The organism is Protofrankia sp. CiP3 (genome assembly GCF_917627345.1).
In the GTDB taxonomy this organism is placed as follows: Bacteria; Actinomycetota; Actinomycetes; order Frankiales; family Frankiaceae; genus Protofrankia.
The window spans coordinates 105200-120801 of sequence record NZ_CAKJTM010000006.1; the positions used below are offsets into that span (position 1 = coordinate 105200).

Here is a 15602-nt window from a genome sequence, read left to right on the forward strand (position 1 = left end):
ACCCCGCTGGCACATCCACACTCCCCCAGCCCAGCATCGATCTACCCCGTCCTGGAGCGACCCGAACGCTGTGATCTTCACTGCCATCTACCCGTCGCGCGCTCCCGGCCACCGCGGCTGACCATCGCAGGCGAGCACCGCGGGCGCATCACCCGGACACCACGGACCCACACCGGTACCGCGGCCGTCCGCGGCATCGCCACCGACGCACGCCGGGGATCCCGGAAACACCCACGGCTGACGCGGCGGATCCGATGGGCGCGACCCGGCGGGTCATGCCCACAGTGGCCCACGCCGGTCCATGCCCCGCCACAGGCAGATTTACCGACCGCGACGGATCGGAGATCTTTGCGAGACGTCCCTGGCGCTACGCTCGCGTCCGGCGCGGGACGAACGCGGCGATCTTCACGGCGGCGTCTTCGGCGAGCTCATCGGCGACCACCGCGTACACGTCGGCGGTGAAGGACTCCGACGCGTGGCCGAGGATCTCGGAAACGACCTTCATCGAGACCCCGGCCGCATAACTGGTAGGCAGCAATGTTCGTGCCGCGTCGAGTTCCTCGGTGGAGCCTTGATCGATTCCGGGTCAGAGCGAGACTCCGTGATGGGCGCTCCGCACGTCGTGAAGCTGCCGCGGTCCGGGATTTCTCCTGTGCCACAGGCAATCCTGGCGCCCGGCATGCTCACCGGAGATGGCTGCCCAGCCACGCCGCTCTTCGATGCGCCCTTGCGTCAAGCGCAACATCGATGCGCCCAACGCAACAGAACTCGATGCAACATCGCGTCACCCCATGCAACAGCCGACCCATCACCGCAGCTCAGGCGGCTGGAGGCTGAGCGCTCCGGCGGACCGGGCAGGCGTGAAACACGCTGCCGCAGCGCAATCACAGAAACTGTCGAATGTTGCATCCGATACAACACTGCCTATTTGCAGCATCGTGGCCGCACCATGCCGGAGATCGTGAAAACGGACGGGGGGCAACGGCGGCCCGGCCAGCGCGACCCGGACCGTGTCGATGCTGGTGCGGTGTTTCCGCGCGATCCGCTCCACACTCCACCCCGCAGCGCTGCGGCGCCGCAGAGCGGTGTACCGGTCGACGAGCAGGTCGAACCGCTGGGAGACATAGGCCGGTTTCAACGGCTGGCCGTTTTCGTAGGTGAACACACGACCACTGTCCGTCCACGCCTCACCCCACGCCAGCCGTTCTGCCCGCTGGGCCGTGCGCCACGCCCGGCCCACGGCCGCGGTGGTCTCATCGACAATGATGATGCGGTTCGACTCCTCCGACTTCACCGCGCCGAGCGTGTCGTCGGGCTGGGCCTGACGGACGTGGACCCGCCGGGTATCGAGACTGACATCCGGCCATGCCAAGCCCACGAGCTCCCCGCGGCGCAGCCCCCAGAACGCGGCCAGATGCCACAGCGCATACAGCCGGTCATGCTCGACGACATCGAGGAACGCACCGCACTGGGCGGGCGACCACACCATCACCTTCGCGGGGATCTTCCCGGTCTGCTCCCGGTGGGCGGTGCGCTCCGCCGTCCACAGCAGCGGCCGGGCGCGGCCCTTGCGCCCACCGCCCTTCGTCGTCAACACGCCGTCCGCCGGATTCACGTCGATGATTTTCGAGACTGTCACCGCGTCGTTGAGCGCGCCGGTCAGCACGGCGTGGATGCGCCGGATTCGGGCTTCGGACAAGGGTCTCGTCGAGATACGCCGGCCGCCCTGGGCCGCGCGGGCGGCGAGCAGGCGCCGCAGCAGCTCGGGCGGCTTGCCCTCGCCCTCGCTCCGGTTGATCTGCCGCATGGCCGCGTACAGGTCGCGGACGTGGGCGTCACGGAGTTCGACTAGGCGCAGGTGCCCGAGGCCCGGCTTCAGGTACAGCATGATCGCCTCGCGTTCGGCGGCGAGGGTGGAGCGGGCCAGGCCGTCGCCGGTTTCGGCTTCCGACTCCCGCCATGCCAGCCGCCGGTCGAGATACTCCCCGACTTTGGTTTTCCGGTCGATGTCGCGGCCGGTCTGCCCGCCCTGGCCGAGCGCATCGGCCAGGGCGTCCTTACACTCCTTCTGGGTGTCGAACGGGCCAACATAGGGCTGGCGCCGGCCTTTACTCGTACCGCCGGGTGGCTGCAGTCCGGCCATCATGCCGCGCAGGAAGCGCCGCAGCCGTAGCCGGGACTCGACCCGACAGAACCGATGATCAAGGCTGGTCGTGAAGGCCTCGAACGCCTCGCTCCATCCGGCCGGGTCTACGCTGGGGCATGAAGCCATTGGTTGATCTTTGCTTGTCGACACAACTCGCGATCATCGCCGGTGGCTTCTTCATGCCCCGCACCGCCTCAGAGCGCATCAGCCCGGCCGCCCATCGTCGGCCCACGGGTCACAACTGATCACAAAACTCGGGTAGGCGTACTAACGACACCCGCCAACCACGGCGACAGTACGCCCACGAGACCGACAGCACGCCCACGAACGCCCCGCCCCGGACCTCCGGGACGGGGCGTTCGATCATCCTGCCGTCGGCAAACGATCTGCCGCCGTCGTCGGCATCCTGAGCGTCGGCCAACATGCGGTCGGCCTCGCGGAGCTCCGCAACCGCGGCTAGGGCACCGGCCACGGTCCGGCCACCAGCCGTGTCGGTCTCGGCCCCCGCCACGCCCATCTCGCCGTCAACACCGCCTTCACCTGGTGCCAGCTGATCCTCGACACCCTTGCCGATCCCAGGGCTCCCTGGCACAAAGACCCTTGATCTTCGCTAACGCGGTCACGGAGACAACCGCTTGGACGTGACCGAGTGGCGGGCCGTCCCCCGTCCGGGGATCACGGGCTCTGTGCCCGGCTCCCACACGCCGGCGAGGGCTGCCGGCGTCGCGCAACTGTGGATCATCTCGTCGGTCCGGTCACAGCAAGCCGAGTGCGCCCGGGACCGCGACGGCCAGCGCGAGCGTCACGCCGAACGCTGTACCGCCTTTGATCGCCGCGTTGGCGGGGTTGGCGCCGCCCTTCGCGGCGAGGACGCCGGTCACAACGGCGGCCAACGCCGAGACCGAGCCAGCCAGCGCCAGCGCCAGGCCAGTCACGCCGACCGAGGGCAGGGTCGTTGCCGCCTGCAGCAGGCCGAGCGGTCCGAGGATCGCGACGGCGAGCGCGAGGGCGCCGCCGAACGCTGTGCCGCCTTTGATCGCCGCGTTGGCGGGGTTGGCGCCGCCCTTCGCGGCGAGGACGCCGGTCACAACGGCGGCCAACGCCGAGACCGAGCCAGCCAGCGCCAGCGCCAGGCCAGTCACGCCGACGGCCGACGTCGTGTACGGCAGCACCTCGGCAGCCATGAACACGTCCATGGGGTAGATCGACTCCTCGGTTGGTCGACAGTTGCCTGTTCTCCCGAGGACAGGTGCCGATCAGCGGCGAACGTGCAGGGGCGGGTCGCGCCGCGCGCACCTGCCCGGACCGGAGCCCAAAAATCATGCTCGGGCCTTGCACGAACGCTCGCCGGGGGCGCCTTATAGGACGACCGCCCTATACCGCCGGTACGTGGGCGGCAGAGAAGGGCGGCAGAGGAGGTGGTGAATGAGAACTCGATCGCAGGCGGTCGTGATGGTCGTGACGTCCGCCGGCTAGTCCCTCGAAGGAGCCCAAAAGGGAGACGTCGGGAAGTGAGAATTTGGGCCGCGACCTCGACGGGGGGCGGGGCCGCAACTCACAACGCTTCTCTTCGAATCCTGAAAGGAAGTGATCGACCCAAGGAAAGAAGCTAACGAGTATCCGGGGAGTCCCTCTTGCGTACGCTGTTGAGGGGATTGATGGCCCTGCGCCTAGGGGGGAGCGCACGCGAGTCTAGGCCCCTGAATTGTGAGTTCGGAACCGACGACTAGACAAAGGAGAGTGATCGGGATGTTGTACCCGTCCGGTGCCGCACCACCAGGGTTCGGTGCTTTCACTGAATGGACGGACGCCGATGAAGGATCGGTCAGAGTACGAAGATACGTTCAAGAGGAACTATCTTCGGCTCGTCTACTCGTTGATGAGGCGAGGAGCACCTCTCTGCGTCGCGGAGGAGCTCGCCGCCGACGTCATGACCCGGCTCTACAAGCGCTGGGACGAGATCGAGTCGCCGGAGAACTGGGTGTGGGCTACAGCGCACCGCGAGTTCCCCACGGTCATGCTGAAGGAACGCCAGTACGTCCCCTTGGACGAAGAGCCCCCCGAGGGCGGTGCTGCGCCTTCGGGGGCCGGTTGTTTCGCTGACGAGGTCGAGGACCGGGACCAGTGGCTCCGTCTGCTCAAGTCGCTGCCGGACAGGCAGCGAGCGGTCGTCGGCCTGTACCTCGACGGCCTTGGTACTGCGGAGATCGGTTCGGCGTTGGGGATCTCCCCCAGCACGGTCCGCTCGCAGTTCCGCAACGGCAAGAACACGCTCGCGGAGATGTTGCGCGCGCGGCAAAAATAGAACTCTGACCAAAGGGGAACCGATGGAACTGTCAGGCGAGGAGGACCTGCGTCTCGACGCCTACATCCGTCGGATCGACCAAGCAGCCTACGAACGGTTGGTGGAAAAGCTGGACGTCGAGGCCCGGCTCCGCCAGGTTCTGGCCGCCGCCGGCGCCGACAACGGTCCGGAAAGCGAGTCAACGAACACCGCCGACCTCGGCGAGGTTTGTTCGACTCGCGTGATCCGACAGAGTTAGGCACGTACATCAGCGCTTGTCGAGGGCACTGCCTGGCAGCGGTGGGGCTGCAGCCCCACCGCTGCCAGGCGGCTACTGAAAAATGTACGTCGGCCTCTCGTATCCACCCGGACGCAGCCGGCGGCGCCGAGGCGCGGGCCTCTTTGCAGGGCAGCCTGATCGCGCATGGACGAGTCCCGGCGAGCCAACGCCAAGCAAGTGGGCGATCGAGGCGCCGAGTTCTCGGGCTGGGTGAGCAGTGTCCCGTGCGTGGCGTACCTGCTCGGCGTTGAGGGCGGCCGTGTCCTGCGCGAGCCGCTATCTAGATCATCACTAGCGCCAATAGCTGCACGGTTCTCGTGACTTCGGGGTGCGGCTGCTGCCAGCGTGGCCGGGTCCGAAACGGTGGCGGGTAGCCGCCACCACGACGCTTCGAGGGTAGAGGACGGTGGTCCGGCGGTGGGACAAGACGCGCGCAGGACGGCGGAACAGGCCGCACGCAACGCGCTCGGAGGCCAGGATCACGGCGGGCGGTCGGTTCTCCCGACCACTGGCGAGGGCACGATCTGTCGCTAGTGTTCCGTGATTCCGCTTTCTTTATCATCGATATTTAGCTAGAATAAAAGTGTGGAACTCTCGGTGAAAAGCATTGCGGAACTTCGAGACATGATCAATGATCGCGATATTTCCGCGAACATCGCGACGCGGGCGGGGATCGTCCTATGGCATAACGAGCGCAGGCCCAAGAAAGGGCGGAATCAAGCGGTCAGTGCACCGCTCGCATCGTGCTGCGAGCAGGGGGTTCGGCAATCTTGATCGTCTTTGGGCAGGCTCCTCGCCTGCCCCACCAGCCCGATTCGAACCTCTGCTTGGGGTCCTGATGCGGGGCGGGCGGTGCACTGACGGGTTGAGACCGCCCCCGCCTGACCGCGACGGCGACCGGAGGGAGCCGGCGCGGAGCGGCGCTTGAGCGACGTAGAGAAGGTCTGCACCCCTCTCGCAGGTAGCGGGACGGTTCGGCGTAATATGTGTCAAGAATGTAAGCACCGGGTGAACCGGCCGTCGTAGCTGAGGAGCTGGCGAAGTGGCAACCGACGATAGGGAGGAACCCGACGAACCGAACGAGGAGGAGCCGACTATCCCACCTGAGGTGGCGGAACAGATCGCAGCCCAGTTCGTCCCGGTCTTCAGGCAGCTAGACGCCTTGTCTAAAAGCCCCGGTATAAAGATGGCCCAGCAGCTTGCCGAGACGTGGCGTTTTCAGGAGCAGGCTTTGCGGAACGCGCAGGTCGTCGCTGGCCTGGCCGAGCAGTTCCGTCCGGTCGCCATCAACCTCGGCATCAACGCTGAGATTGCCCGTAACCTTGCCAAGCTGTCGCCCCTGGCTGATACCGTTAGGGAGATCGGCCGTCTCGCCGCGAGCAGCGCATTTGAAGCCCGAATGGCTGAAGTGGCCAACGCGGTTGCCGCCGCCAGCCAGCTGACGTTGAAAGTTTCGCCGCCGCCGATATTCACCGCCTACTCAAATATGGCGGCCCAGGGATGGCAACAGGCGCTCGATGCCGCGTTGATAACCCCTCCACCACGGCCGGAGCGCCTAGTTCTGCTTGGTGAAAGCGCGCTCGGGGTCATCGAAACCGGCAACGAGCTGGGCCTTACTGAGGATGAGGAGGCCGCCCCTCCGAAGCCGGAGCGGTGGCGGGACGGCCAAATCCAGATGATGGATGAGCTGTCGGCCTGGCTTACTACCGTCTATCCCCCGGCCGTGACCAAGCTGAAGGGGGCATGGCACACCCTGACGTCGAATGGCCCCGATGCGGCTTCTCAGGCGGCGAACTCCGGTGTTGAGGCGCTTGACTGGACGCTCCGGATGATTGCGCCGGACAAGGAAGTCCTGGCATGGCGTCAAGAGGTAGGGCTTTACGCGGACGAGGTTGACGGCCAGAACGGAAAGCCCCATCGGCGGCTCCGGGTGCGCTACATCATCCGGGACTACGGTCTGGACAGCAACAGCGTCACGATCGTTACCACCATGGTCACGGCAACCCTGAAGCAGTTGCAAGGCGTCAAGCATGGCCCCGAGGACGACCGGGCCATCGCCGCCACTCAGCAGGCGCTGATCGCCCTTGAGTACACGTTCCAGCTGCTGATGCCGCGCTGAGCCGAGGATGTTGGGCCGGACCTTCCGGCTCAACACGGCCGAGCCGACCGTGTTCACCTGATCACAGAACGTTCCGTTCTGTTCCTTGTTTGTCCGATTTGCTGGTCAAGAACCATGCCCACCAAGAGCGCCAAGGCGTCGGACGTGATGAGGGCATCAGCCTCGGCGTCGCCGGACAGGTGAAGGGCCATGCGGCCAAGGGTAAGCCCCGCCAGAGTGATCCGGCGGGGCAGGTTGGTCAGGGACGCCAGATCACAGTCACGCGATCCGGGTCAAAACGGTTCTTCGGCCCATCGGCCTTGGACAGCACCACGGCCTCGATGACGGTGGCGATGATGTCGCGGCGCTCCTCCACTTCCAGGCAGGGCCAGGACGACGCCACGTTGGTCAGGCGGGGGCCGGAGTGCGTGCGGAGCAGTCGTTGCGCTCTGCCCGGAGCTTCGCCACGTCCTCCTCCAACTCCTCCACCACCTGGAGGGCGCGGGTGCCGCCGCGCTTCGTCTCTCGGCAGGCGGCCATGATCTCAGCGATCTCCGCCTCTGCCGCCACCAGCTCTTCCGCCCGGGGCCACGGGCCGCTCTCGGTCTCCACATCCCGGTTCGCCAGATAGGCCAGCACCAGGTCCGTTACCAACTGGTCAACGTGGTGGTCATCCGTTCGGCGTCCGCTGAGTCGTAGGCCGCGCTGAGAGCGGGGGCGCGTTGGAGTTGGAGGCGCACCCACTCCGCCGGCGTCACCGCGCACCTCGACCGCCGCGTTCATAGGCGCCGTGGTCCGCTTCATACTGGAGTTCCAAAAGCTGATGCGCGACGAGCCTCCGCAACCGCTCCTCCCATCGTGCCCGGAACTGGCGCATCTCGACTCCTCTGGCTTCCTGAGCCACCTGGCGGCGGCCATCTTCTTCGACCTCGACGCGGTCCGGGTCCCGGCATCAGCACCACGCGCAGCCACCGCAGGAAGACGCGCTCGGCCGGACGTACCCGCCGTCGGCGGCGGTCGCCAGGGTGGGCCGCATTGTCCGGACGAACCAGAACGGCGGCCTCGCAGCTGCCGGAGGGCTGCCGGATTCCAGTCGGCGCCGTGGCGCAGGAGGATGCGGCTCCGCACCCGCACCCCGGCTCCAAGTCACAGGGACCATCCGGTCGCTGCGCGCAGTTACCTCCGGTGTGTCGACCAACAGCATGCGCGCGGCTGACCAAACCGGATAGCAGCAAGCGCTACCTGCTCATCCGCGCCGCCGACCCTCCCTTCGAGACCAACAACCGCCTCCTAGCCTACGTCGAAGAGCGACCGGCCCTCGCCGTCCTTGCGCTGCTGCCTGCTGGCGAAATCGAGTCGAGTCGATTATACCCTTTGGACGCGGCCTGCCTGACTACGGGACCTCGACCGCCCCGGTCGCGTAGGCCCTGAGGTACCGCCGATGCAGCAGCTCGACGAACGCCGCGACGGACCGTAAGCCGGCGGGTCGGTCATCCCATCGGACCCTGTGCGCGGAAGACGGGGCTTGTATCAGCTGGCCGCGACGGTCGGCCGCCTACTCGGATGTGGGTCGCGCTACTCTGCTGCCGACACGCGTCGTAGGTACGGCGCCGTTTCTGGCGCGGCCCGTCACACCGGACTTCACGCCTGGACTCGCGCTGGCCGTGCTTTTCGCGGCTGGCTCACGAACAGATCTGGCGACAGCGGGCCGCAGCGACGTCCGTGTCTAGGGAAAGGCCGCGCGGCCAGACCGCGCGATCGGCTCGACGGGGGAGTACGGAAGGCTGCGATGAAAGAGAAACTGACCTCGAATGAGGTCAAGGAGTTTACGCGTGTGTATGGCGGCCAAAATAAGGCCGTCGCTCTTCTTGAGAGAGCCGGCTGGCCGGTCGGGCGGTTGCCCACGACCAACCAGGACGCGGCGCACTTCTGGAGAGAGGTCGAATCTCAACTCGCGTGGGGAATAATTGATGACGGACGCCAGATTCTCCTTCGAATGGCCGCGGAGGAGTATCCAGCAAATGCCACGTTCAAGGCAGGACTAGCCGCCGCTGAAGACGGGGCTGGTTCGGGCCTGCTGGCTGCACCGACCCTGACAGACCAGTCGGACGTAGTAACCGTCCGAGACAATGACGTCACCTCAGACGAAGGTTCGGTCGAGGCGGTTGTGGGGCAAGTCTCACCGCCTGCTTGCGAGGCTTCAACGGGCAGTTCTGCCGCCGACGGCGGATCGACGGCGGTGGTCGTCGAAGCCCCCAACGCGCCCGCGAGCCGACGCAGGCCGCGGCGGTTCCGGTGGCTGGCTGTCTCGGGCGTGTGCGCGGTCGTCGTCATTGGAATCGTCTTTTTCTTCGTCCCAGATTCGCGCGAGCCCGGTCCGCCACAGCTCGCGCCGCACTGCGGACTTCAACCCAATGATTCCTTTTACGGATCGGTCACTCCCGCTGCGGGATCCGGCTGCGTCGGCGTGAGCGACAACATCTCGAACTTCCAGATCGACGATGACGCACCGCCCGACCAGAAGCTCAATGACGTCGGTCAGTTAATATGGAATCTGAATCAGAAGGTCAAGGATGATCCGCATGTGACGCTGGTTTTAATCGGCGATCTTACGGAGCCGCCACCGCAGAAGGAAAGCGGCGTGTCTGTGCTCCGAGTCAACGAACGTGAGCATCTTCTTGGTGTGGCTGCGGCCCAGATGGTGAACAACAAGGGGACCAACACGAAGGTCGAGGTGCTCTTCGCGAACGCGGGTCCAAGGATGGAAAGCGCGGACATCGTTGGGCGGCAGCTCGTTGACCTGATGGCTAGGGACAACCGGCTGAACATCGTTGGTGTCGTCGGCCCTGAGTTCAGCCGCAAGCCGACCGACCGTCTGGTCCAATTCTTGCTGGAACACAAGATTCCGGTTATGGCGCCCACGTTGGCCTACGACAAGTTCACCGCAGGGCCACATCCACCTCTCTACTTCCAGATCGTGGCCCCGGACAAAGCCGAAGCCTCGGCAATGGTTTCGTACGCCATACAGAATGTGGTGCCCACCCGCGCCCGGGCGGAGGCGGTGGTCCTTGACTCTGACGACACGACTGACCTCTATCCGAACGATCTCAGCCGGGATGTACTAGCAGCCGCGCGAGCCGACGGCTTCCGGATCCAGCCCGAGCCTCCGTTTCGGTCGATACGGGGTACGCCTCCGACGGGCGCCTCGCACGAGAACTCGTTCACGGTCGGCAATGAACTATGCCATTGGAATGGATCGGAGGAGCCTTTTCCGGGCGTGGTGTTCTTCGACGGTCGCGCTGAAGACTTCGCCGACCTACTCAGGGGCATCGACCAGGGATGTGCGTCACATCGCTATCCCGCGATTGTCGCGGACGGCGACGCCGCCGGTCTATTGGCTGACCCGCACAATCGTAATATTGCTCCTGCGATCCATTTTGACTACGTGTCGCTCGCAGCGGTTGTTCACGGCACAAGGCCCTGTGAACTACTCGCGCCGGAACTCGGCGACTTCCGGACCTATTCGGCGGACGGCCCTGACTTCGATGCCTTCTACCAAACATTGTGTTTGAACTCCACAGGCTCCCATCCTGATCTCGACGAAAAGGCCTTGATCTTTTTCGACGCGATCAACATCTACGCGGCCGCCGAACACAAGCTCGGTCCAGGCGTCGTCGCTCCGCTGGCAATAGCCGACAAGCTCGGTGAGACGGACATCACCGGGGCGAGCGGAAAAATCAAGTGGGATGGTACCGAGACGGGCGCGCCGCAGAACAAGCCCGTGACAATAATGTCCGAGTCTCAGGATCCGGCCGACCCGGCCATGAGAGCAAATCCGCGTCATGCGGTTGACTGCCTGCCGATCGCCGACTCGCGGTACAACTGCAAAGAATGACTGAACCGCGTCGAGGGAACCCAGGGATTTGCCCGGGGTTCCCTCGACGGTCGCGATGCCGGCTACCAGGCTCAGCACTCTGCGCGGTTCCTGTAGCCCGGGAAGATCTCGTCGAGGCGGACCACGGGCTGCTAATCGAGGGCAGCGACCGCGTCGTCAAGCCGAACCCCGCGACCTGCTCGTCGAGCACGTCGCCTATTACCTTCCTCGGCGTGACGGCCAACCAGCCCACACTGCACGGACCAGCTGGCCGCCCTGCCCTGGCCGATGCCGGAGCCCGGGGGCAGGCCTTGAGCCGGCCTCACTGTTCTCGTCGTCTCCGCGGCCCGTTCGTCGAACCCCCGTACCGCTGGCGTGTCCTTCCAGGGCTCAAGCTGGCGGCGCGCGTCGCGGAGGCGGATGGCGAGCCGCACCGAGCGGTTGCGGAGGGCCAGCTCGCTGCGCGGCCGAGAGTGCGCGCGCCCTCCTCGATCTCGCTCTGCTCGATCTGGATGAGGCTCAAGTCGACGGTCGTCATGGGGTGCTGTCCTGGCCCAGCCGCCGTTCCAGCTCGGCGACCCGCAGCTCGAGCAGCCGGCGGGCCTGCCGCTCGGCGGCCAGCTCCTCCGCCAGCCGCCCCAAGCGCACGAGGGCCGCCCGCGGGTCCTCCGCAGGCGGCGTCGGCGGCGAATCGGACACGATCCCTCGTCGTCGCCAGAGTCGCCTACAGATCAAGCGCGCTGCGCACTACACCCACTCAATCTCTTGCCCACGTCTTGCTCCAAGGTCGCCGCCAAACAACTTGATCAACTAACCCCTGAATGGACACGCAACTTTGAGCTATCGGCGGGTCGATAATCATGAAAAGTCAAAGATCTTTATTTGTCTACGTTCATCAAATAATTGTTTCAATAGGGGTTTCCGAAAAGCACCCAGGACTGCCCGGTTCCCCTGGGGGTCGAAGTAGTCGGGGCTCAGCAACGCGACCATGCGCCGAGCCCGGGAAAGCGCCCGCTGAAGCGCCGAGACGATATTTATGCCGGCGGCCCAGTCCCACACGTCGAGTTCAGTCGTGTAGCAGGCCTCGCGCAACTGGTGATCGACCCACTTCGCCCAGCCTTCGTCGGGCCCGGCATACATGATGAAGAAGTCGGTCGGCTCGTCAGCGCTCGTCACCCCACCATGATTGCCACGTCCCGGCGGGCCCAGGCATGGGCCCGATCCGCCTTCGTCCGACCGCCACGGCCCTGGGCCGCGTCGCCGCCTTCGTCCTCTGGGGCGAGAACCAGGCAGTCCAGCTCGTCGACGAATTGGAGACGGTCTTGGTGTCTGTTCCGGATCTTTGTCAACGGTCTCTGAAAACTGGCTCTGACCCCATCTACGGGTAAGTTCTGGCTCCACCCTGGTGGGGCCTGCCTGGGCGCGCCCGATCGTGTCTTTGTCCCCGCCATGGGCAGGATCAGGCAACGCCTGCCGACAAGATCCCGGCCGGCCTGCCCCTCCGAGCGAGTACGATCGCGCCATTCGCGAGCCGGACGGTGCGTGGCTGATCAAGCCGCGTCCGTGGCCAGCCTGGTGAGCAGCGTCGGCACCACGGGGGTTGTCATGAATAACGACGTGAAGCAGTTGCGCCAGCTGCGCGCAGAAGATCTCGCGGAACTCGCGGACGTCTTCTACCAGCGGCAGACAGCCGACCACCTGCTGGCGGAGGCCGGGTTCAGCCGCAAGAACCTTCCGGACGCCTCCACCTCGGGTGGCCGGTGGGCTGACGTGAACGTCACCCTCGGCGATGGCTCGGTGCCGGGCGGACGGCTGCGGATTCTCGAGCTCGCGCTGCACCGCTACCCGGCGAACGGCGTCTTCAAGCAGGGGGTCGCCGAGGCCCGGCACGCGGCCACCGAGTCCGGGGGCGCGGCAGCCGAGCCGGTCGGTAAGCCCAACGGCCGCGACCGGCTCCCTCGGCCCGTTACCGTCGCCGTGCTGGACGCCGTCGGTTACAGCCGTAATGGCATCATGGTGCAGCTCGCGATCCGTGATGGCCTACAAGAGATCTTCAACGACGCGCTCGCGGATGCCGAGATCTCCCCTGCCGCCGTGAAGGTTCAGGACACCGGCGACGGTCTCATCGCCGTCATCTCCAGTGACGTGCCGAAGGCGGTGGTGGCGGCCGACCTGGTCGAACAGCTGCGCCGTGGCCTGCGTGGGTACAACCGCGGCCGCAAGGATGCCGACGCCATCCGCCTGCGACTGTCGCTGCACCACGGCGACGTCGTGGAGGACGGCACCGGCTGGGCCGGGGACGCCGTCATCGTCGGCACGCGGCTGGTGGACGCGCCACCGATCCGCGCGGTGTTCCCCGCGAACCCCTCGGCGAGCCTCGCCGTCATCATGTCCTCGGAGTTCTACAGCACCACCACGGCGCAGGAGTTGCTCGGCCTGGACCCAGGCTCGTACCGCGAGGTCGAGGTCGTGGTACCCAAGTTCACCGGCAGGGCCTGGCTGACGGTTCCCGGACTGACCGGCTGGACACTCGAGGTGCCGGCCGACGGCGACGGCGCCGCGACCCCCGGCTCCGCGCCGGCCTCGACCGACGCGAGTGGTGCCGACGAGCTACCCGAGGACGCCGTGCAGTGGGATTTCCTGATCGCCGCCGCCGACAAGGACGAGAGCTGGGGCGCGTGGATCGCCCACACGCTGGAAAAGGACCGGACGTACAACGTCCACATCGAGACCTGGGACATCCAGGCGGCGGAGAACCTCCTCTGGAAGCTCGAGCAGGCGATGGCCGTCGCGAAACGAACGATCGTGATCGTCTCCGCGAACCTCCTCAACTCGCCGAAGGCTCAGGCCGTGTGGATGGAGGCGTGGCGGAAGGACCCCGTCGGGCAGGGCCGCTCCCTCGTCCCGGTGATCGTCGGCGACTATCAGCCAACCGGCTTCCTGGCCAGCATCAAGCCCATCCGGCTGACCGGCAGGAGCCCGGACGCTGACGAGCGCGAGCTGCGCGAGCAGCTCCGCCGGACCGTCGACGGCAAGTACCGGCCGGCCACACCGCTTGGCCATCCCGGAATGGCCTCGTAGCGCCGCTCGCCTTCCGCTCGCCCGTCGGTGCGCGGGCGATTTTCGCACTCATCCCGAGTACCGGGGAGAGGGAATTCCTGATGAGCGACAAGTCCGAGGCGATACTCGCCTACTGGTCCGAGCAGCGCACGCAGCTACGGCCGTCGGAGAGCCAGCGCTCGTCCATGACAAACTACCTGCTCGTCATCGCGGCCGGTCTCAGCGGACTGATCGCCCAGCAGAAGTACGCTACGACCACGATTCCGCATGCCGGCCGCGAACGGCCGCCGCATCCCGGGCGCGGGGCCCGCGACCTGGTGGGAACGGGAGCACATGGCAGACTGTCCGCCATGGAGACACAGGGGGCGAATCCGACCGGACAGGAGTCCGGGACGGGATTCTTCATCAGCTATCACGCGGCCGACCGGAAGTGGGCAGAATGGGTCGGCTGGGAACTGGAAGAGGCGGGATACCAGGCAACGCTGCAGCACTGGGACTACCTGCCTGGAAACCACTGGACGGCGTACCTGCAAAAGGCCGTCACCGAGTCGCGGTACACCATCGCGCTGCTGTCCGAAGCATTCATCGAAAAGGTATACGCACAGCCGGGTTGGGAGAACGCATACATCCAGGATCCCGATGGCTTCAAACGCAAGCTGCTGCCGGTCCGGGTGGCGGACTGCCGGCGGCCCGGGCTGTTCGCCGACATCGGCACCTTCGATCTGTTCGACGTGGCGGACGAGGCCTCGGCCCGGGACCTCCTGCTGCGCCACGTCGCCCACGCGCTGACGGGTCGGGCGAAGCCTGCCAGTAAGCCGCCGTTTCCCGGCCCCAGGGGCGGCGACCGGTGGCGGCCGGGGCCCGCAACCTTCGCCGACACGGACTCCCTGCTCCCCGGTGAGCCGCTGGCGGCACTGTCCGTCTACCCGGTGCGCCTGGAGAACCGGCGGCCCCGCCTGAATCTGGAGCTTCTGCGGGAAGCCTGCCGGCAGGTGGTCGACGCGGAGAACGTCCGGGCCGCGGTCGACCTGATCTACCTGGCCGACGAGAATCCGCACCTGGTCCAGGCGTCCTCGGACACCTACGCGGCGGTGCAGCAGGTGAAGCGGGAGTTCCAGGACAGGACGCAGGGTCTTGGCGGGCCACAGGCGCAGCGCCGGTACCTCTTCGAGCCGCTGATCGATCTCACCCACGGACTGGGCGCGATGTTCGACGCGGTGCCCATCGAGTTCCTCCTGCATGACACCCGGGATCCGCTGCACTCGGTCCGCGCCGTCGCCGGCTACCCGATCACCGGTCGGAAGCGGGACTCGCCCGCCACCAACGTGGCCTGGGCCTATATCATCGGGCAAAAAGGCCCCGCGGCGGAAATTTACAAGGCACCTTTCCGCGGCCGTCATCTGAAATGCACGACAATTCCGTTCCACCATCGGGTGTTCGGACTGTACGCCCTGCTGTGCATCAATCTCGACATCAACAGTTTCCTGCCGGACGGGCTCGTCGAGCGGTTACAGAACCTGGTGGCGGTGCCCGGAGACCGCCAGGAGGAGGAGCTCTTCTGATCCGTCCTTCCCACCGCCGGCCACCTGGCGTCCTGGGCACGCTTCGCCCCGGTCGTGGCCGAGTCGGCGGGCACGAAGAAAGGCAAGAACGCCACCGGGCACGGTAACCGCTACCTGGCCCGGGTGCTGGGCGAGGCCGCCGTCGCCGCCTGCAAGACCGATAGGCGGTATCAAGTGGTGGAGGCGACAGCCGACGCCCGCCTCGTGCTGGGACCCTAAAAAAAGGGCGAGGTCAACCGGTCGAAGCGACGCCCGCATCGTGCTGGGAGCAGGGGGTTCGGTAACCTGATCGCGATCG

Annotated in this window: 13 protein-coding genes and 2 pseudogenes; 8 read left to right on the forward strand and 7 right to left on the reverse strand. The window is 66.2% G+C overall.

Features of this window, described 5'->3' with window-relative positions; all coding sequences use genetic code 11:
• Nucleotides 1–367: 367 nt before the first annotated feature.
• A complete protein-coding gene (locus MJ797_RS03970) occupies nucleotides 368–505 on the reverse strand; it encodes a hypothetical protein (protein WP_239331915.1) in 138 nt (45 codons plus the stop codon).
• Between the two features lie 303 nt (nucleotides 506–808).
• On the reverse strand, nucleotides 809–2272 hold the full coding sequence (locus MJ797_RS03975) for a site-specific integrase (RefSeq protein WP_239331917.1): 1464 nt from the start codon (nucleotides 2270–2272) through the stop codon (nucleotides 809–811).
• 382 nt (nucleotides 2273–2654) lie between these two features.
• Between MJ797_RS03975 and MJ797_RS27380 the strand changes: the two are divergent.
• A pseudogene (locus MJ797_RS27380) lies at nucleotides 2655–2750 on the forward strand (hypothetical protein); the annotation flags it as partial.
• A gap of 151 nt (nucleotides 2751–2901) precedes the next feature.
• Here MJ797_RS27380 and MJ797_RS03985 read toward each other — a convergent pair.
• Complete coding sequence (locus MJ797_RS03985; protein WP_239331921.1) at nucleotides 2902–3330, reverse strand: hypothetical protein; 429 nt, start codon at nucleotides 3328–3330, stop codon at nucleotides 2902–2904.
• Nucleotides 3331–3959: 629 nt separating this feature from the next.
• On the opposite strand from MJ797_RS03985, the gene MJ797_RS03990 reads away from it, so the two are divergent.
• The 3 genes from MJ797_RS03990 to MJ797_RS04000 all read left to right on the forward strand — a co-directional run bounded on the left by MJ797_RS03990 (nucleotide 3960) and on the right by MJ797_RS04000 (nucleotide 6829).
• A complete protein-coding gene (locus MJ797_RS03990; protein ID WP_239331923.1) occupies nucleotides 3960–4451 on the forward strand; it encodes an RNA polymerase sigma factor in 492 nt (163 codons plus the stop codon).
• 22 nt (nucleotides 4452–4473) lie between these two features.
• Nucleotides 4474–4689 (forward strand): hypothetical protein, encoded by a 216-nt coding sequence (locus tag MJ797_RS03995; protein ID WP_239331925.1) that lies wholly within the window; start codon nucleotides 4474–4476, stop codon nucleotides 4687–4689.
• A gap of 1063 nt (nucleotides 4690–5752) precedes the next feature.
• Complete coding sequence (locus MJ797_RS04000; protein ID WP_239331927.1) at nucleotides 5753–6829, forward strand: hypothetical protein; 1077 nt, start codon at nucleotides 5753–5755, stop codon at nucleotides 6827–6829.
• Between the two features lie 238 nt (nucleotides 6830–7067).
• Here MJ797_RS04000 and MJ797_RS04010 read toward each other — a convergent pair whose 3' ends face one another.
• Both MJ797_RS04010 and MJ797_RS04015 read right to left on the reverse strand, forming a co-directional pair.
• Complete coding sequence (locus tag MJ797_RS04010) at nucleotides 7068–7211, reverse strand: hypothetical protein (protein ID WP_239331929.1); 144 nt, start codon at nucleotides 7209–7211, stop codon at nucleotides 7068–7070.
• A 5-nt stretch (nucleotides 7212–7216) separates the two neighbouring features.
• Nucleotides 7217–7462, reverse strand: coding sequence for a hypothetical protein (locus MJ797_RS04015; RefSeq protein WP_239331931.1), 246 nt, complete (start codon nucleotides 7460–7462; stop codon nucleotides 7217–7219).
• A gap of 1135 nt (nucleotides 7463–8597) precedes the next feature.
• Here MJ797_RS04015 and MJ797_RS04020 point away from each other — a divergent pair.
• Nucleotides 8598–10703, forward strand: coding sequence for an effector-associated domain EAD1-containing protein (locus tag MJ797_RS04020; RefSeq protein WP_239331933.1), 2106 nt, complete (start codon nucleotides 8598–8600; stop codon nucleotides 10701–10703).
• A 513-nt stretch (nucleotides 10704–11216) separates the two neighbouring features.
• Here MJ797_RS04020 and MJ797_RS04025 read toward each other — a convergent pair.
• On the reverse strand, nucleotides 11217–11381 hold the full coding sequence (locus tag MJ797_RS04025) for a hypothetical protein (RefSeq protein WP_239331935.1): 165 nt from the start codon (nucleotides 11379–11381) through the stop codon (nucleotides 11217–11219).
• A 159-nt stretch (nucleotides 11382–11540) separates the two neighbouring features.
• Nucleotides 11541–11858 (reverse strand): toll/interleukin-1 receptor domain-containing protein, encoded by a 318-nt coding sequence (locus MJ797_RS04030; RefSeq protein ID WP_239331936.1) that lies wholly within the window; start codon nucleotides 11856–11858, stop codon nucleotides 11541–11543.
• Nucleotides 11859–12287: 429 nt separating this feature from the next.
• Here MJ797_RS04030 and MJ797_RS04035 point away from each other — a divergent pair, with 429 nt between their 5' ends.
• From MJ797_RS04035 to MJ797_RS04045, 3 genes and pseudogenes are all read left to right on the forward strand, one after another.
• Nucleotides 12288–13763, forward strand: coding sequence for a TIR domain-containing protein (locus MJ797_RS04035; RefSeq protein ID WP_239331937.1), 1476 nt, complete (start codon nucleotides 12288–12290; stop codon nucleotides 13761–13763).
• Nucleotides 13764–13843: 80 nt separating this feature from the next.
• Complete coding sequence (locus MJ797_RS04040) at nucleotides 13844–15304, forward strand: TIR domain-containing protein (protein WP_239331938.1); 1461 nt, start codon at nucleotides 13844–13846, stop codon at nucleotides 15302–15304.
• 21 nt (nucleotides 15305–15325) lie between these two features.
• Nucleotides 15326–15523, forward strand: a pseudogene (locus tag MJ797_RS04045) (transposase); the annotation flags it as partial.
• Nucleotides 15524–15602 lie beyond the last annotated feature (79 nt).